This is a genomic window from Streptomyces sp. NPDC005963 (genome assembly GCF_040638655.1).
Lineage (GTDB): Bacteria > Actinomycetota > Actinomycetes > Streptomycetales > Streptomycetaceae > Streptomyces.
Genome location: NZ_JBEXVD010000002.1, coordinates 415,083 through 435,234, shown reverse-complemented (window position 1 = coordinate 435,234; position 20,152 = coordinate 415,083). Strand labels below are relative to the sequence as shown.

Genomic DNA, 20,152 nt, shown 5'->3' with positions numbered 1-20,152 from the left:
ACGGACGGAAGGGGCTACAGGTTGTGGCGGTAGTCGTCGGCGAGATCGTCGTCGAGGAGGGCCGCGGTGAGTCCGGCGATGCCGAAGTGTGCGGCGGCGATGGTGCCGCCGGAGGGAAGCTGGGCGGCGAGTTCGCGCGGCTCGTCGTCCCAGAGGCCGGATCGGATGACGGCCTTGGCGCAGTGCAGATACGCCTCGTCGACCTCGACCACGGTCGCCAGCTTCGCCGGGCGGCCTCGGGACTCCAGCATGGGCAGCAGATCGGGGTCGTCGGTGGGGTAGGCGCGCCCGTTGACCCGCAGGGTCTCCGCGTAACCGGGCACCAGGAACAGCAGTCCCACGCCGGGGTTCTCACAGATGTTGGTGAAGGTGTCCGCGAGCTGGTTGCCGGGACGATCGGGGATCAGCAGGGTCCGGTCGTCGAGCACGCGGACGAAACCGGGATGGTCGCCGCGCGGCGAGCAGTCGGTCCGGCCGGCGAGGTCGGCGGAGGCGACGCAGCAGAACGGGGAGTGGGCGATGAAGAGTCGACAGTGGTCGTCGAGGCGGTCGAGGACCTTCTGGCGCATCACCGGCTCGGGGGTGCCGACGATCTCCCGTACGCGGGCGAGGTCGATCCGACCGGGGCGGGTGGCGAGCGGGGCGGTGGTCACAGGTCCAACTCCAGTACGGGAGTGAGGGAGCGCGAGACGCACGGGTACATCAAGCGGCCCGTCTCCCGTTCGGCCGCGTCGAGGATGTGGTCGCGGTGGTCGGGGACACCGGCGCGCACGGTGACCTCGCAGGTGCCGCAGATGCCTTCACGACAGGACCCGTGGACCTTGATGCCGGCGGCGAGCAGCGCATCGAGGACGCTCTCGTTCGCGGGGACGTCGACGGTGGTCCCGGAGCGCACGCACCGCACCTGAACCGGGGAGTTGGAATCCGCGGCGCCCGCAGCGGCGGGCGGCTTGAACCGTTCCGTGTGCGGACGCAGACCGTCGTGGCCCTTGCACGCCTCGGCCAAGGCGTCGAGCAGTCCCTCGGGGCCGCAGCAGTAGACGGCCACCGGATCCCCGCCCGGGGCGGGTGCCGCGTCGGCGAGTGCGTCGGCGAGGGGGAGCCGCCCGTTCTCGTCGTGGGCCCAGATCCTTGCGCGGTCGCCGTAGCCGGCCACTTCGTCCAGGAACGCCATCGACGCGCGACCCCGTCCGCCGTACAACAGCTGCCAGGGGGCGCCCCGGCGGTCGGCCTCGCGCAGCATCGGCAGGATCGGGGTGATGCCGATGCCGCCGGCGACGAAGAGGTAGCGGGCAGCCGGGAGCAGCGGGAAGTTGTTGCGGGGCGGGCCGACCGGGATGACCGCGCCGGGCCGTAGGAAGCGGTGGATGTACTCGGAGCCGCCGCGCCCGCGGGGCTCGTGCAGCACGGCCACCCGGTAGCTGTCGACGGCGTCGGGATCACCGCAGAGGGAGTAGTGCCGTTCCACCCCCGTAGGCAGGGTGAGCCGCAGATGGGCGCCGGGCTGCCAGGGCGGCAACGGGCCGCCGGAGGGGTCGGCCAGTGTCAGTGACAGTACGCCGTCCGCCTCCCAGCGCAGTTGGTGCACGCGCAGCCGCAACTCGTCTGGCGCGCCGGGGAGCGCCGGGGTGCTCACGGTGCGCCCTCCCGTCGATGGACCGGGACGCCCTCGACGAACGTGAGGTCGACCCGGGTGTCGGCGATCCCGTGCGCCGGACCGTCGAACGGATTGCGGTCGAGCACGGCGAGATCGGCGTACGTGCCCGGGGTGATGGTGCCCGTGACCTGGTCGAGGTGGTTGATCCAGGCGCCGGCCGAGGTGTAGGCGGCGAGCGCGTCGGCCAGCAGCAGTCGCTGTTCGGGCAGGAACGGGGTGTCGGGGCCGGTGCCCGGGATGGTCCGGTTGACGGCGACGTGGATCCCGGCGAGCGGATCGGCGCTGGAGACGGGCCAGTCGCTGCCAGCGACCAGGGTGGCGCCCGAGGCCCGCAGCGCGCCGAAGACGTACTGGCGCGCCGCTCGTTCGCCCCCGAGGAACGGAACGGTCAGTTCGGACATCTGCTCGTCGCACACCGCCCACAGCGGCTGCATGTTGGCGGTGGTCCGCAACTGCCGGAACCGGGGTACGTCGTCCGGGTGCACGAGTTGGATGTGGGCCAGGTGGTGTCGGTTGTCGCCGCCGTGCCCGGCGCCGTCGGAGCGGGGCGCGTTGCGGCGTACGTCCTCCGCGGCCTCGATGGCGTCGAGGGCCTCGCGTACGGCGCGGTCACCGATGGTGTGGAAGTGGATTTGGAAGCCGGCGCCGTCGAGTGCGGTGACCGCGCGGTTGAGTTCGGCGGGCGTCAGATAGCTGTGCCCGCTGCCGGGGCTCGTGTCATGGCCGGGGCCGTGGAGGTACGGAGTGAGGAGGGCGGCGGTGAAGTTCTCGCAGACGCCGTCCTGCATCACCTTGACGGTGGTCGCACGGAAGCGGCCGATGTGGCTGTTCGCGCGGCGTTCGACGAGTTCGGGCAGCTGCTCGACGCCGCGTTCCCGGTCCCACCACAGGGCGCCCGTGACCCGGCCGGTGAGCCGCCCGGAGCCGGCGAGGCTCCGATAGGCGTCCAGCGGGTCCGGATAGCTCAGATAGGCGCCGATCAGGGCGTCCTGCCAGCCGGTGACCCCCAGGGAGTGGAGGTGCCGTTGGCCTTCCAGGAGCGCTTGTTCGTACTCGTGGGCGGTGATCGCGGGCAGGTGCCGGGCGACCAGATCGGCCGCGCCCTCGTGGAGGGTGCCGGTGGGGGTGCCGTCCGCCGCCCGCTCGATCCTGCCGTCGGGCGGGTCGGGGGTGTGGCGGTCGACGCCCGCGAGCCGGAGGGCGCGGCTGTTCACCCAGGCCCCGTGCCGGTCCCGGTTGAGGAGGAAGACGGGACGGTCGGGGACCACCGCGTCCAACGTCGCCCGGTCGGGCGCGCCGGACGGGAAGTGGTCCATCGACCAACCGCCGCCCACCACCCAGGGCCGTTCGGGGTGGCGTTTCGCATAGGCGCCGACGAGCCGGGCACAGCCGGCGGGTCCGGTCGCCCCGAGGAGGTCGCAGCGGGCCCGCTCCAGCCCGCCGAAGACGGGGTGGGCGTGGGCGTCGACGAAGCCGGGGACCAGGAGCCGCCCGGCCAGCTCGACCACCTCGGTTCCCGGGCCGATCAGGGTACGGGCCGCGGGGGCGCCGACGGCGACGATCCGGCCCGCCCGCACCGCGACCGCGTCCGTCCAGGAGCGGGCCGCGTCGCCGGTGAAGACAGGGCCGCCGACGAACACCAGATCAGCCCGGCCGTGCGGGGCCGTGGCGCCCCGGGCGGCGCTCGGGCGGGGCTGGACGTGGGTCTCGGTCATGCGGTTCGGCCTGTTCCGTGGGAGGGGCGAATCGGGTCGGGGAGGGGGTGTATCGGGCCGGTGGTCTGGTTGATGGGCCGGGCTGGTGTACCGGGCTGGCGGGTCTGGTTGACCGGCCGGGCTGGCGGCTCCGGCTGATGGGCCGGGCTGGTGGGTCTGAGGAAACACCCGCGCTCCATTCATGTCAATGCCTTGGACTAAGGCTTTGTCTAACGTGATATACCCTGATCTGCGCCAGCCGTGACACAGGACTTCGTGAAGCGAGATGATGAAGCGGTGACCACCACATCCGGCCGCACCACCCGCGCCGCCAGTCGAACCCGGCTGCCCAGGGGCGCCCTCACCCCGGAACGCATCGTCGAAACGAGCCTCAAGCTCCTCGACGAACACGGCACCGACGGCTTCTCCATGCCGCGCCTCGGCAAGGCCCTCGGCGCCGACCAGACCGCGGTCTACCGCCACTTCTCCGGCAAGGACGACATCCTGCTCGCGGTCGCCGACCGGCTGCTCGAAGAAGCCTTCGAAGGCTTCGCGGCCCAGCCGTACTGGGCCGACACCCTCGCCGACGTGTGCCGGCGGGTGCGCGGCGCCTACCTCGCGCACCCCGCGGCTGCGGCGCTCTCCGGGCCCCGCACCACCCGCCGCCCCGCCGAAATGCACGCGGCGGACGCCGTGATCGGAGCACTCGGCGACGCCGGATTCGATCCGGCCGAAGCCGCCCTGCTCTACCGGGTCGTCGCCGACTTCGCACTGCTGTGGTCGGGCGGCGAGGCCGCCTTTCACAGCCTCGACGCCGAAACCCAGGCGCGCGAGGCCGACGGCTGGAAGCGCGCCTACCGCGCCGCCGACCCCGAGGAGTACCCGCACATCCACCGCGTACGCGACCCGCTCTTCGAGGTCGACTCGGCCGACGTCTTCGAGACCGCGCTACGGCTGCTGCTGGACTCCATGGAGCGCCGAGCCCCCCGGGGCGCCCGACCGGACCCCTCGGGCTGACGGGCGCGCGCCCCGCGACCGCTCACTGCTCCCGCATCCCCCAGGGCGACCCGTACGCGGTCAGCAGATCGAGGAACGGCCCCGGTGCGAACGCCTCGGGACCGAGCACCCCGCTGCCGCTCCACGCACCGGTCGCCACCAACTCCAGGGCCACCACCGGATTGACGGCCGTCTGCCACACCACGGCCTGCGAACCGTACTCGCGCATCGACCACTCGTTGTCGACCACGTGGTAGAGGTACACCTCGCGGGCCTGTCCGTCCTTGGTGCCCTTGACCCAGGTGCCCGCGCACGTCTTGCCGCGCATCCGGTCGCCCAACGTCGCCGGATCGGGCAGTGCGGCGGCCACCACATCGCGCGGGGACACCCGGACCGGGCCCGAACCGCCGTTCACCGTCACCGGTTCGGTGCCGTCGAGTCCCAGCTTGTGCAGGGTCTTCAACACCTCGATGAACTCGTTGCCCAGGCCGTACTTGAAGGTGACCCGCCCCGCCTTCACCCAACGCGGGACCAACAACACCTCCTCGTGCTCCACGTTCACGCACTCCACGGGACCGATGCCCTCGGGGAAGTCGAAGACCTCCGGCTCGCTGAACGGTTCGGTGGTGAACCACCCCCGGTCCGCCTCGTAGACCACCGGAGGGTTCAGACACTCCTCGATCGTGGTCCAGATGCTGAACGAAGGGGCGAAGTCATAGCCGTCGACGGTGATGTTGGCGCCGTCGCGGATGCCGATCTCCTCGATCTCGTCGAAGAGTTCGTCCGCCGCATGACGGGCGAAGACGTCCGACAGCCCCGGCTCCACCCCGAAGCCCACCAGCGCCAGCCGGCCGGCGTCCGCCCATGCGTCCGACTGCGCGAACTGCTCGTCGCCGAGCTTGACGCCGCACTCCTCGTACGGACGCTCCGGATGCGGCCGGGACAGCGACATCGCCATGTCCAGGTAGTGGGTGTCCGCCGACGCAGCCGCCTCGAACAGCGGCATCACGAAACGCGGATCGGTGGCGTTGAGCAACACGTCGCAACGGTGCTCGGTGAGCAGTGCGGCCACCGCCGTCCGATCGTTCGCGTCCACGTGCGCCGCGGTGAAGCGGTCGCCCGCCTCTCCGAGCGCCGCGACCGCACGCTCCGCCCGTCCCAGGTCGTAGTCGGCGACCACCATGTGATCGAGGAACGGGCGTCGGGCGGCGATCTTGGTGATCGCACTGCCCACGCCTCCTGCGCCGACCAGCAGAACTCTCATCGCGTCCATCCCATCCGTCGCTCGGTTCTTCGGGCTCGTGGAGAGGAGCCCGGACGCCGATACAACGCCCCGCGGACATCCGGGCGCAACGGTGTTGGCATAAGCCGCACGGGCGCCCGAATCCCCACGGGTCACCGAGGAACGGCCGTATCCCCTGACGGCGGCGGACAAGCGCGGGGCCGGGGAAGTGCTCGGCGGAGAAGCGCAGGCCGGGAAAGCGCAGGCCGGAGAAGTGCACAGCGGGGGATTCCCCAGCAGGGAGAGGAGCTGACCATGGCCAAGAAGGTGGTGCCCGAAGGGGAGCGCCGGCGCAGACGGCCCACTCGCCAGGGCGCGGTGCTCTCCGAACGGCTCATCGTCGAGACCGCCCTGCGTCTGCTGCGCTACCACTCGGGTGCGGGGTTGACCGTGCGCCGACTCGGTGGCGCGCTCGGAGCCGACCCCAGCAGCCTGTACCGGTACTTCCGCGGCATGGACGACCTCACCCTGGCCATCGCCGACGAACTCATCGGCCGTGCCATCGACGGTTGGCGGCCGAGCGGTCAGTGGCGGTCCGATCTGCGTGCCCTCGGACTGCGACTGCACGCCGCCTATCTCGCCCACCCCCAGGCCGCGGTCCTCGCGGCGAGCCGCATCACCGGACGGCCCCATGAGGCGGCGGCGATCGAGGCGATCCTCGGAGTGCTGCGCACCGCGGGGTTCGCGGACGCCGACACGGTGCGCGTCTACCGCAGTCTGGTGGACCTCAGCCTGGCGTTCGCCGCCCTCGACGGTGCGGCGCTCGCCCTTCCCGAGGAGAAGCGGGACGCCGACCGGGCGGTGTGGCGCAGCCGCTACGGCACGCTGACCGCCCGCACCCATCCCCATATCGCCGCCACCGCGGGACTGTTGGTCGGCTGTGTCGAGGGCAGCGCCTATCCGGCGACCCTCGACATGCTGCTCGACGCCACCGCAGCCCGCCTCCCCACCGATCGCCTCCCCACCGATCGACTTCCCAAGGACCACCTTTCCGCGGGGCGCTGACCTGCACGGGAGCATCAGCGGCCGTCAGCGGCTGTGGTTCGCCAGCGAGAGCAGCAGATGCGCGGTCTCGGCACGGAGATGGTCCGAGTGGGAGCCGGCAGGACCCCGGCCGGCCGTGAAGACCCCTCCCGCGTCCACGCTGACGAACCAGTGGTCGAGCACGCCCAGTTCGTACGCCTCCGCGACCGACCGCATCCTGATCGACGACACGGGTTCGGGAGCCGTACCGATGCCCTGGCTCCCGATGCCGCGCTGCTTCTCCGCGACCCGGTGCCACAACCCCGTCGCCCAGTCCCGCTCGGCGTACGTGGCGACCACCGGGCCGCGCAGTGGTGCGTCCGCGAGGGCGGTGAAGGTCGTCGCGAAGGCGTCGCGCGGCGCGGCCATCTGGAGCAGCAGCATCGAATCCACGGTGAACTGCCGCCCGGCCGGACCCGGTCTGCTCCACCCCAAAGTCGCCCCCGGCCGGCCCTGTGCCGCCCACTGCACCGCCTCGCACAGCACCCGACAGCCGAAGGAGTGCCCCACCAGGTGCAAGTACTGCCCGGAACGGTTGGCGAGGACGGGAGCCGCCGCCGGGTCGACCCGAGTGCCGTCGAGATAGCCCAGCAACTGTCCGATGACCCGCCCGGCGTGACCGGTCTCGTCGGACAGCGCGTGCGCACGGTCGCGAATGCGACGGTAGCCGCCCAGATGCGGACCGCTGCGCGACGGCCAGCGCAGCAGGACCAGCCAGGGGGCGAACCGCTCACCGAGCGCGGGGTAGAGGGCGCGCCTGCTCGCGTACTGCTCGTCGGCCAGCGCCAGCAGTCGGTTCGCCGCCGCCGCGGCCGACTCGGGAGCGGTCTGCCAGCCGTGGACGTAGACGATGATGTCGCTGGCCCAGGCCGGCGGTGTCAGCACCGCAGCGAAGTGTTCGTCCAACCGGTCCGCCGCTACGGGTTCGCCACCGTCCAGCAACCAGCCGCTCTCATCCAGATCGACGATGTGCAGCGCGGTCATGACACCTGCCTCAAGGAGTTCCGGAAAGGGCCGGGGCGATCGGTGGGGAACGGGGTTCGTCGGTACGGGTGGGGTGACCGACCAGGTACGGAGGCTGTCTCGCCGGTGCCCGTGTCGCTGGGTGCACCGCGCCGGGAGCCGTGCCGTCATCCGCGCTCCAGCCGTTCGTCCATGCCGCCGTGCAAGCCGTAGGCGAACCCCAACGGGTTGCGGTACTCGTCTGCGAAGTGCCGCGCCAGTTCGTGCGCGATCGCCCCCGCCGTCCGATCGCCCTCCAGATACCGGGTGACGAACGCCAGCGCGTACTCGGCGGCGAACACCTGCGGCATCTCGATCTGGGGTCCGATGACCCCCCGTGCGCCGCGCTCGATCAACGCCCGTCCCAGATAGGCCAGATCGGCACCGCCCGACAGCCCGGCGTAACAGGCGTTCAGCAGGACCAGCGGCGTGAACGCCTCCGGTTCGTCCCCCGCCGCGGGCCGGGCGGCCACGGTGTACGCGTCGATCTCACCGCCGTCGGTGAGCCGCACCACCAGACAGGATGTCTGGCCTTCGTCGCTGCGAAAGCTGCCGTGGCACCAGAAGTACATCAACTGCTCGTTCAGCGTGCCGTCTTCCAGGGCCCGCAACAGCTCACGGCGCGTGGTGCGCTCGGTGAACGCGGTGTTCTTCGCCAGCGCGGCGGCCACGTCGGCGGCCCGGGTGCGTCCGGCCGGATCGATCGTGGTGTCGTGGTTCAGGGACACGACGGGAATCCGGGGCGGCGGCCGGAGCCCGTCCGGCGCGGCGATGTAGTGGCCGCCCGCCTGCTCGATCTGATGGCGGTGGCCGAGGAACCGGGAGAACAACGCCGACGGTCCGCCTCCGCCCATGCCCCGGGCCGGCAGCGCCAGCATCCCCCAGGGCAGGAAGAGGTCCGAGTCGACCCGGATGCGCAGGGGCGGACCGGCCAGTACCGAGAGCAACACCGTCCGGAACCGTTCCACGTCTCCCCGCCCGTCGGACGCGAGGAGCAGCCGGAACAGCAGATGCGCCCCTTGATCGGCGAGTTCCGTCAGCACCCCGGACAACTCGTGCTCCGGCTCCCCGGTGAGGTCGAGTTGTGTCGCGTACGGCAGCACCGCCCGGCTGCGCGCCGGTCGGCCGCGGGCGTCCAACGGCTGGAGGTCGATCAGCTCCCGCTTCCACAGGTGCCGGAGCCGGGACGCCACTCCACGGATCTCCCCGGGCCTGCGGTGGACGACCACCCGGTGTTCCGTGCCGATGACCGGGACCGCGGGCCCGTACATCCGCAACTGGAGACGGTCGTCCCCGAGCACATCGAGGGCGAGCACCAGATCGGGGGCCGCCATGGTGCGCCGGGGCAGTGTGGTGAACCCCCGGCTGGGGTCCTCCACGATCCGGACGGGCAGTTCGCGGACCATCGGGTTCATCCCTCCCCCCGCGTCGAGGGCACCAAAGCGGGTGTGAGCACCTGGACTTCCGTCTCCACCTGCTGGAGCACCACACCGCTGTGCTGGTCCTCGACCGTGAACCGCAGCCGGAGCGGACCGGCTCGACGGGGCGTGATCCGAAACTCCGAACGCCCCCCTTCCCCGGCCCCGGCGGAAGGCCAGACCGTCACCGGGTGTTCGGGACGCAGTTCGGCGTCCCCGAGTGGCGTCGCACTCACACTGAGCAGCGGAGTGTCCTCGGGGCCTACGACCGCCCACGGGTGGGCGGTACCCGGTTCGACGCCCACCGTGATCCGCGCGGTGCCGCCCTCGTACACCTCGTCCAGGAGGGTGAGCCTGACCCTGCACTGATCCTCGGGGCGGCAGGCTCCCGTCGATGCCCGGCCGTCCGGCAGGGGTTCGGGAACCGTGTAGCGCGCGGCCCGCGGAACATGGGCGGCGGGCGCCCTCGGTAACAGGGCGGGCGGGTGGAAGCGGCTCAACTCCTTCAGCGCGCGCACCCGTGCATCGCCGTTCCGCTCGATGACGGCGGTGGTGAAGTCGGCCCAGTGCTCCCCGGCCTCGTTCCCGATGCCCACGAAGAGCTCGCGCGCCTCGGTGATCAGCAACTGTTGTGCGGTACGCCGCCCGATCTCCAGCCGGGTCCACGCCAGCCCGCCGGTGCAGCCGATCGTCTGGAAGTCGTGTGCCACGTCCCACAGCGCGGGCATCGACACCTTGCCGGGTGACCAAAGGAGTGCCAGATGGTGACGGGTCCAGGCCGCGCCGAGGGCGTCGTCGACGTCCTCGAAGCGGTCCAACGCACCCTCCAGCGACTGCTCCGCGGAGTCGGGGGAGCCCTCGTCGGCGAGCGCGAGGCCGTACCGGAGCAGTGCCCAACCCTCCCCGCGGGGATCATGGGCCCGCCGATGACTGGTCACCGCCCGCTGGAGCGCCGGCACGGCCCGGGGCGGATCGCCGCCCAACAACAGGGCCCACGCCAGCCCCGTATCGGCCCAGGCCACTCCGCGTAGCTCACCGCCGACCCCGAAGAGCCGGCGCGCGGTACGCAGATGCACCTCGGCGCCCTCGGGGTCGCCCACCACCAGTCGTAGCCGCCCGTACTCGTACGCGGCCCATGCCTCGCCGCTCTCGTCCCCGATGACCTGGTGATGTTCGACGGCGGACCTGATCAGCTGCGCCGCACCACCCACCCGGCCCTGGTCCAACTGGACGGCGGCCCGTAACCGGGCGTTCCCCTCATGGGGCAGCTCAGCCTCTGCCATGTACAGCGTCCAATCGGCCCTGCCGAGTTGTCCGGTCTCACGCGCCAACACGGTCGACTCGAACCGGGTGGCGGCTGGGTCTCCGAAGGAATCGACAATGTACTGGGCCAAGTCGATCTGGCCGGCCTGGCGGGCGAGGGCCGCCAGGGGCACGGCGACCTCCGTGACCTGCGCGAGCACCAGCAGCCTGGCCAGATCATTGCGCCGCACCAGGGCCCGGGCGATCGCCGGGACCTGGCGCCTGGCGTCGGAATCGCCCGAGGCCAGCATCCGCTCGACCAGTAGGACATACGGTTCCAGCGGCGCGGACGACATACTGTCCAGCACCGTCCGCTCCACGCGGCGCAGGGCGGACGCCCCCGGGGTGCGCTGTCCGACGCGTACGAGATCGGCCAGGACGGAGGGCAGCCGCCAGTACCCGGGGCGCGGCCGGTGCAACACGCCCCGCGCCAGGAGTTCCTGAAGGCCGGACTCCACCTCCGGTACGGGCAGGGCCCGGGCCATCGCGTCCGGAAGCTCCGCCAGGTCCAGCGCGGCGAAGGCCGACAGCACCTCCCGAGCGGCACCGCTCAGGGCTTCGTGCACCCGGAGGAACAGCTCCTCGGAGCTCCCGGGGACCGGACCCACCCACCGTCCGTCCCGAAGCAGTGCCCGAGCCGGACGCAGCAGGGCGGGCAACCCCTGGCAGACGCGGTGCAGCGGCGCGGCGACCGCATCGGGCACGCCCAGGAGGTCGGCGCTGTGGTGCAGGGGGAGCGGGGGGACATTCCAGGCGAAGAGGGGGGAGACATCCGTCGCGCAAGCGACCACGATCAACCCGCCGGTGGCTCGCACGGCATTCTCCACCGCACTCACCAACGACAGTCCTCTGGGCCCCGCCGGTATCCCGTCGACCACCACCACGGCGGGTTGTCGTTGCAGCGCGTCATGGCAGATCCGGCTGAGCCAGGAGATCTCGCGCGGCTCCCACACCATCCCCATCAGGTCCTCGGGCGGCACACCGACCCGGGCCGCGAGCAGCAGAAGGAGCGACTGGGGGTCGTCGCCCGGGCACGGCAGCCAGTGCACCGGCTGGCCGCGATCGCCACCGATTAACTCCGCCACCCGACGGGCGACGGCAGATGTGCCCGAGCCCGCGCGCCCGTGCAACGTGATCAGCCCATGTGGACCTGCGCTCTCCGCCCGGCCCCCAGGGCGCCGGGCGGACACGGGACCCCTGTGCGCCTCGGATGCCACCTGCGCGATCAGTGCATCGCGACCGACCAATCGCCCGGTGTCGAGTACATCGCCCAGCACTCCGGCCATCGCGCACCCCCAACCACCCAGTATTGACGCATCAGTTCACCGCGACCACCGAAACGCCCATCACCTCCCGCGCATGACGTCCCGGCACCATCCCCAGGGTCCACGCCTGCCAGCCGTCCTCCAGTCGCACCCCGCGCTCCAGCATCACCGAGAACGCCCGTGCACAGTCGTCCAACTTGGCGTCCCGGGTGTCGTGGCCCGCCTCCCGCAGCCGTGCCAGCTCCTCCTGTGCCACCACGGTCCCGACCTCGATCCCACCGGGAGACGCGTACGGCAGCACGGTGCAGCGCAGGAAGCGCGCCCAGTCCCCGCCGCGCTCGTCCCCGTACGAGGCGAACAGCTCCACCGCCTCGTCGCACAGGGCCAGTGCCTGCTGTGGCTTGCCGTTGCCCGCGTCGACGACCGCCAGTTCCAGGGTGCACCAGCCCTCACCGTGGGCGACTCCGATCCGGCGGAAGTCTGCCCGTGCGTCCGTCAATAGCTGTCGGGCGAACCCGGAGTTACGGAGATTGCCCGTCTGGGCGGCCCGCAGATCACGTGTCAGCCGGCCGGAATGATGACGAGCACATGCCAGCCCATAGACATCGCGCATCCGCGAGAACATCGTCCGCGACCGCTCCAACTCCCTCACCGCCTGATCGCCGTCACCCCGCTCCTCCAAGGCCTGACCCAGGTAGTACAGGGTCCACGCCTCACCCCGCGCGTCCTCGTTCTCACGGTGCCGGGACAGCGCCTGGCGCAACTGGTCCACCGCAGGGGCCGGCTCACCGTGCACCAGCCGACCGCGCGCCAACTGCGTCAACGCCCATGCGGCACCACGGGCGTCCCCCGTCCGCCCGTACAGATCGAGCGCCGTACGCAACTCCCCGTCCGCACTCGGCACATCGTCCATCCGCAGGTACACCTGCCCGAGCTGGTAGTGGGTCCAGGCGGCGCCGTGCACCGACTCGCCCTCGCGGTGCAGCCGCTGCGCCGTCGCCAACAGGTCGAGCGCCTCGGCCAGCCTCGCCTGATCCCGACGGACCGCGGCCAGCGCATGGAGGGACCACGCCCGGTCCTCATCCCGCTCCGGGGACGACTGGAGCTCCACGGCCTCCGTCAGCCGGGCCGCGGCCTCCGTCAGATTGCCCTGGTGATGCAGGGTGATTCCCAACGAACACAACGCCAACGCCGTACCCGAGTCGTTCTGGGCCTCCCGGTACAGACCCACCACCGACGACAGGGTCGTCCGCGCCTTGTCCAACTCGCCCAACTGACGCGCCGCGATGCCCGTGCGCCACTGCACCGACCGCTCCAACAACCCCTGATCCACCGCCTGCGAGAGCTCACTGATCTCCCCCAGGCGGTAGAGGTCACCACGGAGCAAGCAGTAGTCGGCCAGCGCGCCGAGCAGATTGAGCACCGTCTGCTGCTCCACGCCCTCGGCGTGGCGCAGCGCCGACGTGATGAAGCTCGACTCGTCGTCGAGCCAGCGCAACGCCGATTCCAGCGAGGAGAAGCCGTGCGCCCCGAACTGCCCGGCCCGGGTGGAGAGCTTGCCGTCGACCATACGGATCACGGCACCCGCCAGATCCGCATAGCCCTGGATCAGACGACCCTGCGCGGCGGTCCTGGCATCGGCCGGCTCCTCCGCCAACAACCGGGCCCGGGCGAAGGCCCGTACAGAGTCATGCAACCGGTAGCGATCCGAGCGCACCCGGTCGATCAGCCCCGCCGCGGCCAACTCGCCGAGCAGCCGCTGTGCCTCCTCCCGATCGGTGTCCAGTAGCGCCGACGCCGCCGCTGACCCCAGGGAAGCCCGTCCGGCCAGCGCCAGCCGCCTCAACAGTCGACGCGCGGCGTCCGGCTGATCGGCGTAGCGCAGCCGGAGGGCGCGCTCCACCGGGCTCGCGTCCCCGTACTCCTTGAGTGCCGTGACCAACTGCTCCGGCGTACGCGAACCGAGCGAGGACCCCGCGATCCGCAGCGCCAGCGGCAACCCGCCGCACGCATCCCGCAGCCGCTCCACCGACTGGCCGTCGTACACGCCCCACGACGGCTCCGGCTCCTGATCGCGCAACAATTCCTCGGCCGCCGCCGTGTCCAACGCCTCCACCGGCAGGTGGTGCACCCATGCCGGGGTATCGGCCGGCAGCTCCAGCCGGGCCCGGGAGGTGACCAGCACCAGACTGTCCGAACGCTCCGGCAGCAGGGTCCGCACCTGCTCCGCATCGCCCGCGTCATCCAAGATCACCGTGACCGGGAGTCCGGTCAACTGCTGGTGGTACAGCTCGCTCAACCTGCGGACCTGCTGCTCCGTCGACGAACGCTCCCGGAACAGCAACTGCTCGCGCGGCGCGCCCAACCGATTCAACAGGTGCAACAACGCCTCCCGGGTGGTCAGCGGATGCTCGCTGTCACCCCGCAGGCCCACCACGCACGCACCCCGGAACTGATCCTTGAGATGGTGTGCCGCGCGTATCGCGAGCGCGGTGCGACCCGTACCGCGCTCCCCGTACAGCACGACGACCGTCGGCTTGGTCTCGGTGGTGGCGCGCCCCGCCTGCACCCACTGGTTGATCTGCGCCATCGCGTCCCGTCGACCGCTGAACACCCCGTCGGGCTGGGGTAGATGACCGAAGGACTGGGCCAGTACTGATCGCATCCGGGCGGCAGCGCTACGGTCCGCACCGCGCAGCCGCACCGAAGCCCCCGCCGGCTTCTGCTGGGCGGGAAGGGCCGCGGCGGCCAGCATCCGCTGCTGGTCCAGGAAGGGTCTGATGCCACGCACCTCCAGCGCCGTCAGCCACTGGAGCCGCAACTGCTCGGTACCGCCCGGCTGATTGAGCGCGCCCGCCCGGCGATGGGCCGCCGGCCAGTGGGACGCGGTCACCTTGGCCACCATGGTCGCCGCCCCCGCGGCTGCGACGATCGCCCCGGCACCGAGCGCCGTACCCGTTGTCGTCCCCAACGCCATATCGGCACTGACCGCGGCGGCGGCGGCCACGGCCGTCACCACCAGCGGGGTGGAGAGGTTCTTCCGACTGAACTGCGCACCGAGGGGCCGTCTCGCCGACTCCGCAGCGGTCAGGGCCTGTTCGTACGCCGCGTACTCATCGGACGCGTTCGAAGCCATCCCGTCGAGCGCCGCCCGCCCCCGCGCCAACAGTGCCCCGCCGTCCGTCCGTCCACCCGTACGCCGTGTCTCTTCCTCCACGGCGCGTACCAACAGCCGCTCGGCTTCGGTCCGATGGCTGTCCCGCATAGGGGTTCCCCCTCAAGATTCGGTTCCCGTTTCGGGTCCAAGTGTCCTGTGTGCGAAGCATTCGCGCGAGAGAGCCCTATGCGGGCAGCCAGCCCGGCCACCAGGGCGGAACGTTGTCGTCGCCGCACGTGCCCTCGCTGACGGTGCCCATCGCGTAGGGCGTCCCCAACCAGGAGAAGTGCACGAGCGCCAGCGCAACCAGCACCCCGACGAACACCACCGCGGGCACGACCCGCCGCACCATCGGCCCCGCCCGGTGCACCACGGCCGCGGCCAACGCCCATCCGAACAACCCGCAGAAGGCGGTGACCAGCACCGTGAGCGGCGCCTCCCACATCCACCAGTCCAGGACGCTAAGCCGATGCTCCTGCGCGACGCGACACTCACGCCGGGCCGCGAGGGACAGCCGATGGATGCCGTACCCGGCAACCCCGCTCCCCACGAAACTCAAACACCCGACCCCCCACGGCGGCTTCCGCACCTCGCCCCGCTCCACGACGCCCACCCCCTCCCCAGGGACAAGGGACGCGCCGACACCGGGGGGCGGTTCCGGGTGGGGCTGGGGTCACCCAGCAGGAAGTGGTGCTCACACCTCTCTGACGATCACGCGGCTCCCGCAGAGTTTCGACCAGTCATCGCGGTCGGAGGTCAGGACGACCATGGGGGCCGGAACGCGGAGCGCGAGCGCGGCGACAAGGGCATCGATGGCGTACTTGTTCCCGTGCAGCCCGCCTGCGTCCTGAAGCAACGCCACCGCGGTCAGCGAGTCCTCCTGGCTGACCGGTTCCACCCGCAGCCGGGAGAGCACCCACTTCAAGCGCGCCAGATCAGTCTTCCCGTGTACTGCTTCAACGATGGTCAGTGCGGACACGAGGACGGGAACCCCAACCTGTCGGGATGCCTCGATGCGAGCCGCCATGCCTCGGTCGTTGCGTAGGAGCAGGGAGAGAGCCCCGGAGTCGAGCACCAGCGAGCGGGCTGGCTGCTCCTTCACGTGGCGCCCCGCTCGACATCCTCGGCGTTCACGTCTCCGAACAGCTCGCGACGAGCGGCTTCGATCTCCTGCTCCGTGAGCGCGCCGTGCTCTTCCTCATGGGCCGTGACGATCTCGGCGAGCCCGTCCATGGCGAGCTGGTGTCTGACAGCTTCGGTGATGTAGCTGGACAGCCCGCGGCGGCCGGTTCGGGAGCGGAGCTCGCTGACCAGCTCGGCGGGCATGGACACGGAGATGTTCTCGGTGGTCCCGGGGCGAGATGGCTTCATGGCCCTAGTGTAATACATTGTCTATTATAGAAGAGGGTTTGTGAGGGAGCGAGGGCTTGCGGTGCTCCGCATCTCAAGAACCAGCGAGCCCGCCGACCACAGACGCCCCCACCTGACCGCGGCACGCCGTTCCCGACTGGCGGGTGGGGTGAAGGGGGCGGGGGCATAGGTTGGGGGGATGCCGAATCGACTCGTGGGGGAGACCTCCCCCTATCTGTTGCAGCACGCCGACAACCCGGTCGACTGGTGGCCCTGGACCCCCGAGGCCTTCGAGGAAGCGCGGCGGCGTGACCTGCCCGTGCTGCTGTCGGTCGGCTACTCGGCGTGCCACTGGTGCCACGTCATGGCCCACGAGTCCTTCGAGGACGAGCAGACCGCCGTCTATCTGAATGAGCACTTCGTCGCCGTCAAGGTCGACCGCGAGGAGCGGCCCGACGTTGACGCCGTCTATATGGAAGCCGTTCAGGCGGCCACCGGGCAGGGGGGGTGGCCCATGACCGTGTTCCTCACCGCGGACGGCGAGCCCTTCTACTTCGGTACCTACTTCCCGCCCGAGCCGCGCCACGGCATGGCCTCCTTCCGGCAGGTTCTCGAAGGGGTTGCCGCGGCGTGGAAGGACCGGCGGACGGAGGTCGCGGAGGTCGCGGAGCGGATCACCCGGGATCTGGCCGAGCGGGCGTTCACGCACGGCGGCGGTGGAGCCCCCGGCGAGGAACAACTCGCTCAGGCGCTCCTCAACCTCACCCGGGACTACGACGAACGCCACGGCGGATTCGGTGGAGCACCCAAGTTCCCGCCGTCGATGGTGCTGGAGTTCCTCCTGCGCCACCATGCCCGTACCGGGGCGGACGGCGCGCTCCAGATGGTTGCCGAAACCTGTGAGGCGATGGCGCGCGGCGGCATCTACGACCAACTCGGCGGCGGGTTCGCCCGCTATGCGGTGGATCGCGAGTGGGTCGTTCCGCACTTCGAGAAGATGCTCTACGACAATGCGCTGCTCTGCCGGGTGTACGCCCATCTGTGGCGCACCACCGGCTCTGACCTGGCCCGCAGGATCGCACTGGAGACCGCTGACTTCATGGTGCGCGAACTGCGCACGCCCGAGGGCGGATTCGCGTCCGCACTCGACGCGGACAGCGACGACGGCACGGGTCGCACCGTCGAGGGTGCCTTCTACGCGTGGACGCCCGGGCAACTGCGCGAGGTGCTCGGCGAGCAGGACGGCGGACGTGCGGCCGACCTGTTCGGTGTGACGGCCGAAGGCACCTTCGAAGCCGGTGCCTCGGTGCTCCAACTCCCCGGCGAAGAGGCCGATCCGGAACTGCGCCGCAGACTGCTCGCCGCTCGGGAGGAGCGACCTCATCCGGAGCGGGACGACAAGGTGGTGTCGGCCTGGAACGGACTCGCGATCGCGGCCCTCGCGGAGGTCGGCGCCTACTTCGACCGGCCCGATCTCATCGAGCGTGCGACCGAGGCCGCTGACCTCCTGGTCCGGCTCCATCTCGACCCGCACGCCAGGCTCCTGCGCACCTCCCGGGACGGGCGGGCGGGGGCCAACGCCGGAGTGCTGGAGGACTACGCGGATGTGGCGGAGGGCTTCCTCACCCTGGCCGGTGTCACGGGCGAGGGGGTGTGGCTGGAGTTCGCGGGCTTCCTCCTGGACATCGTGCTCGACCAGTTCAGGGGCGAGAACGGCACCCTGTACGACACGGCGCACGACGCCGAGCAGTTGATCCGCCGTCCCCAGGACCCGACGGACAACGCGACCCCCTCGGGTTGGACGGCGGCTGCCGGCGCCCTGCTGTCGTACGCCGCCCACACCGGTTCGACGGCTCACCGCACGGCGGCCGAGGACGCCCTCGGCGTGGTGAAGGCCCTTGCGCCCAAGGCCCCCCGCTTCATCGGCTGGGGACTGGCTGTGGCCGAAGCACAGTTGGATGGCCCCCGCGAGGTGGCGGTGGTGGGACCGCCGGCTGATCCGTCGGCCGTCGCACTCCACCGTGCGGCGCTCCTCGCCCGCGCCCCTGGCGCGGTGGTCGCCTGGGGCGAACCGGGCGGTGAGGAGTTCCCCCTGCTCAGGGACCGTCCGCTGGTGGCGGGCGCGGCGGCGGCCTATGTGTGCCGGGGCTTCGTATGCCGGATGCCGGTGACCACGCCGGCGGACCTGGAGCGTGAACTCCAACCGTAGGGAGCACGAAATCCAACCGTGAGCGGTGTGCGATCCGAGCCGGGCACGGGCCGACCGGGCGCGATCGAGTGGGTCAGGGCCGCCAGCCGGCGCCGACCCCCAGCAGCGCAGCATCCATCAGTTCTGCCAAATCGTCCTGGTGCCCCCGCTCGGCCCAGTACAGCAGCACTTCGCGCAGCGCTCCCATCACCGCCGCGACCCGCACCCGTACCTCCAGGTCATCATGGGGCCGGCCGGCACGATCGGCGATGACGCGGACGAGGACGGTGGAGGTGGCGGCCATCGTCTGGGCCATGCGGGCCCGTACCGCGGGGATCTCCACCATCAGCCGGGTGCGCTGCACCATCTCGTCCCGCTCCGCGGTGACCGTGGACGTCACGCCCCGCACGATCACCCGGCGGATCGAGTCGAGCGGGTGTTCGCCGGCCGGCCGGGCGCGCAGTTGGGCCTCGATGACGGGGTCGTACTCGTCGGCGAGGACGATGTCCTCTTTGGTGGGGAAGTAGCGGAACACCGTCGAGGGCGACACGTCGGCTGCCGCCGCGATCCGCTCCACCGTCGTCGCCTCGTACCCCTGTTCCGCGATCAGCCGGTACGTCTCCTTGCGGATCGCGAGCCGCGTCTTCACCTTCTTGCGCTCGCGCAACCCCGGTCGGGGCGTTGTCGACTGCTGTGATCCGGTGCGGCGGTCGCCCGGGGGTGTCGGGGCGGAGGCGTGTGTGGGGGCGGCCATGCGTTCATTGTCCGGCATCGGCCCGTCGCCAAGCCGCTGAGCTGGGTGTTGGCGACCTCCGTGGAGATGGTCGGACGGGGATCAGTGCTGGTACGCGACCAGGGAGATGCCGACGTAGTGCACCACGAACGCGGCCAGCGTCAGGGAGTGGAAGACCTCGTGGAAGCCGAACCAGCGCGGTGAGGGGTTCGGCCGCTTGATCCCGTACACCACTCCGCCCGCGCTGTAGAGCAGACCGCCGACGATCACGCAGACGAGTACGGCGATCCCCCCGGTGCGCATGAAGTCGGGCAGGAAGAAGACCGCGGCCCAGCCCATCGCGATGTAGCACGGGGTGTAGAGCCATCGTGGTGCACCGACCCACAGCACCCGGAAGGCGATGCCGGCAGCCGCCGCGGCCCAGACCGCCCACAGCAGGGGCCGCGCGGTGGAATCGGGGAGCAGGAGCATCGTGAGCGGGGTGTAGGTGCCCGCGATGATCAGAAAGATGTTCGCGTGGTCCAGCCTGCGCAGGATGGCCTCGCCGCGCGGACCCCAGTTGCCGCGGTGGTAGAGCGCGCTCACGCCGAACAGCAGGCAGGCGGTCAGCACGTAGATCGCGCAGGCCACGCGGGCCCGTGTGGTGCCGGCCAGGGCCGTGAGCGTCAGGCCCGCGACGACCACCGCAGGGAACATTCCGGCGTGAATCCAACCGCGCATCCTCGGCTTGACGGGCATGGGCTCTATCTCGGTCACTTCGGGCGCGGCGGAGTTCGCGGCAGAGGTCATGCTTTGGATGGTACCTACGGAACCGTAGGTCCCACACAGCTGCCGCACTTTCACGCGCAGATCGATGTGACCAGCGCTTATATGACCTTTATGACAGAACCCGACGGTGCGGCCGCCGGCCCTTCGGGTGGCGGCCGGGGCGCGACACGAGTGGCGATGCTCACGTGAGATGCCCTCTGGACATATGGGCGTGAGCCACGGATGATCAGATGAGTGCGGTCGGCACCGGATGAGCGGCTACGAAGCATCCGGGTCGCAGCCCCCACGGGGCAACCATCCCAAACCCCTCACTTAGG

The 20,152-nt window shown here is 71.0% G+C and carries 16 protein-coding genes; 3 read left to right on the top strand and 13 right to left on the bottom strand.

The window, feature by feature from the left end; translation table 11 throughout:
* Nucleotides 1-14 precede the first annotated feature (14 nt).
* Genes ABZ348_RS05135 through ABZ348_RS05125 form a run of 3 tightly spaced genes read right to left on the bottom strand, consistent with a single transcriptional unit; the run spans nucleotide 15 to nucleotide 3,372 of the window.
* On the bottom strand, nucleotides 15-653 hold the full coding sequence (locus ABZ348_RS05135; RefSeq protein ID WP_358929468.1) for an MSMEG_1061 family FMN-dependent PPOX-type flavoprotein: 639 nt from the start codon (nucleotides 651-653) through the stop codon (nucleotides 15-17).
* Nucleotides 650-1,636 carry a PDR/VanB family oxidoreductase gene (locus ABZ348_RS05130; RefSeq protein WP_358929466.1) on the bottom strand — a complete coding sequence of 329 codons (987 nt, stop codon included), beginning with the start codon at nucleotides 1,634-1,636 and terminating at the stop codon, nucleotides 650-652. Before ABZ348_RS05130 ends, ABZ348_RS05135 begins: the two co-directional genes overlap by 4 nt.
* Complete coding sequence (locus ABZ348_RS05125) at nucleotides 1,633-3,372, bottom strand: amidohydrolase (RefSeq protein ID WP_358929465.1); 1,740 nt, start codon at nucleotides 3,370-3,372, stop codon at nucleotides 1,633-1,635. Before ABZ348_RS05125 ends, ABZ348_RS05130 begins: the two co-directional genes overlap by 4 nt.
* Nucleotides 3,373-3,648: 276 nt before the next feature.
* Between ABZ348_RS05125 and ABZ348_RS05120 the strand changes: the two genes are divergently transcribed.
* Entirely contained in the window at nucleotides 3,649-4,368 is a 720-nt protein-coding gene (locus ABZ348_RS05120) for a helix-turn-helix domain-containing protein (RefSeq protein ID WP_358929463.1), read from the top strand.
* A 22-nt stretch (nucleotides 4,369-4,390) separates the two neighbouring features.
* On the opposite strand, the gene ABZ348_RS05115 is transcribed toward ABZ348_RS05120, so the two are convergent.
* Nucleotides 4,391-5,611, bottom strand: coding sequence for a saccharopine dehydrogenase C-terminal domain-containing protein (locus ABZ348_RS05115; RefSeq protein ID WP_358929461.1), 1,221 nt, complete (start codon nucleotides 5,609-5,611; stop codon nucleotides 4,391-4,393).
* Nucleotides 5,612-5,884: 273 nt separating this feature from the next.
* Here ABZ348_RS05115 and ABZ348_RS05110 point away from each other — a divergent pair, with 273 nt between their 5' ends.
* A complete protein-coding gene (locus ABZ348_RS05110; protein ID WP_358929459.1) occupies nucleotides 5,885-6,634 on the top strand; it encodes a TetR/AcrR family transcriptional regulator in 750 nt (249 codons plus the stop codon).
* 24 nt (nucleotides 6,635-6,658) lie between these two features.
* On the opposite strand, the gene ABZ348_RS05105 is transcribed toward ABZ348_RS05110, so the two are convergent.
* From ABZ348_RS05105 to ABZ348_RS05075, 7 genes are all read right to left on the bottom strand, one after another.
* Nucleotides 6,659-7,636: a hypothetical protein gene (locus ABZ348_RS05105; RefSeq protein WP_358929457.1), complete on the bottom strand. Its 978-nt coding sequence runs from the start codon at nucleotides 7,634-7,636 to the stop codon at nucleotides 6,659-6,661.
* 146 nt (nucleotides 7,637-7,782) lie between these two features.
* Entirely contained in the window at nucleotides 7,783-9,069 is a 1,287-nt protein-coding gene (locus ABZ348_RS05100; RefSeq protein WP_358929455.1) for a CHAT domain-containing protein, read from the bottom strand.
* Nucleotides 9,066-11,459, bottom strand: a complete 2,394-nt coding sequence (locus ABZ348_RS05095) for a hypothetical protein (protein WP_358929453.1) — start codon at nucleotides 11,457-11,459, stop codon at nucleotides 9,066-9,068. Before ABZ348_RS05095 ends, ABZ348_RS05100 begins: the two co-directional genes overlap by 4 nt.
* Nucleotides 11,460-11,691: 232 nt before the next feature.
* Complete coding sequence (locus ABZ348_RS05090) at nucleotides 11,692-14,904, bottom strand: tetratricopeptide repeat protein (protein WP_358929451.1); 3,213 nt, start codon at nucleotides 14,902-14,904, stop codon at nucleotides 11,692-11,694.
* 76 nt (nucleotides 14,905-14,980) lie between these two features.
* On the bottom strand, nucleotides 14,981-15,355 hold the full coding sequence (locus tag ABZ348_RS05085; protein ID WP_358929449.1) for a hypothetical protein: 375 nt from the start codon (nucleotides 15,353-15,355) through the stop codon (nucleotides 14,981-14,983).
* A 135-nt stretch (nucleotides 15,356-15,490) separates the two neighbouring features.
* Nucleotides 15,491-15,898 carry a PIN domain-containing protein gene (locus ABZ348_RS05080; RefSeq protein WP_358929447.1) on the bottom strand — a complete coding sequence of 136 codons (408 nt, stop codon included), beginning with the start codon at nucleotides 15,896-15,898 and terminating at the stop codon, nucleotides 15,491-15,493.
* Nucleotides 15,895-16,167 carry a hypothetical protein gene (locus tag ABZ348_RS05075; RefSeq protein ID WP_358929445.1) on the bottom strand — a complete coding sequence of 91 codons (273 nt, stop codon included), beginning with the start codon at nucleotides 16,165-16,167 and terminating at the stop codon, nucleotides 15,895-15,897. Before ABZ348_RS05075 ends, ABZ348_RS05080 begins: the two co-directional genes overlap by 4 nt.
* A gap of 178 nt (nucleotides 16,168-16,345) precedes the next feature.
* Between ABZ348_RS05075 and ABZ348_RS05070 the strand changes: the two genes are divergently transcribed.
* Complete coding sequence (locus tag ABZ348_RS05070) at nucleotides 16,346-18,355, top strand: thioredoxin domain-containing protein (protein ID WP_358929443.1); 2,010 nt, start codon at nucleotides 16,346-16,348, stop codon at nucleotides 18,353-18,355.
* Nucleotides 18,356-18,428: 73 nt separating this feature from the next.
* Here the strand turns inward: ABZ348_RS05070 and ABZ348_RS05065 are convergent, their stop codons facing one another.
* Together ABZ348_RS05065 and ABZ348_RS05060 are read right to left on the bottom strand one after the other, a co-directional pair.
* Nucleotides 18,429-19,088, bottom strand: a complete 660-nt coding sequence (locus ABZ348_RS05065; protein WP_358929441.1) for a TetR family transcriptional regulator — start codon at nucleotides 19,086-19,088, stop codon at nucleotides 18,429-18,431.
* A gap of 81 nt (nucleotides 19,089-19,169) precedes the next feature.
* A complete protein-coding gene (locus tag ABZ348_RS05060) occupies nucleotides 19,170-19,856 on the bottom strand; it encodes a hemolysin III family protein (protein WP_358929439.1) in 687 nt (228 codons plus the stop codon).
* Nucleotides 19,857-20,152: the final 296 nt, after the last annotated feature.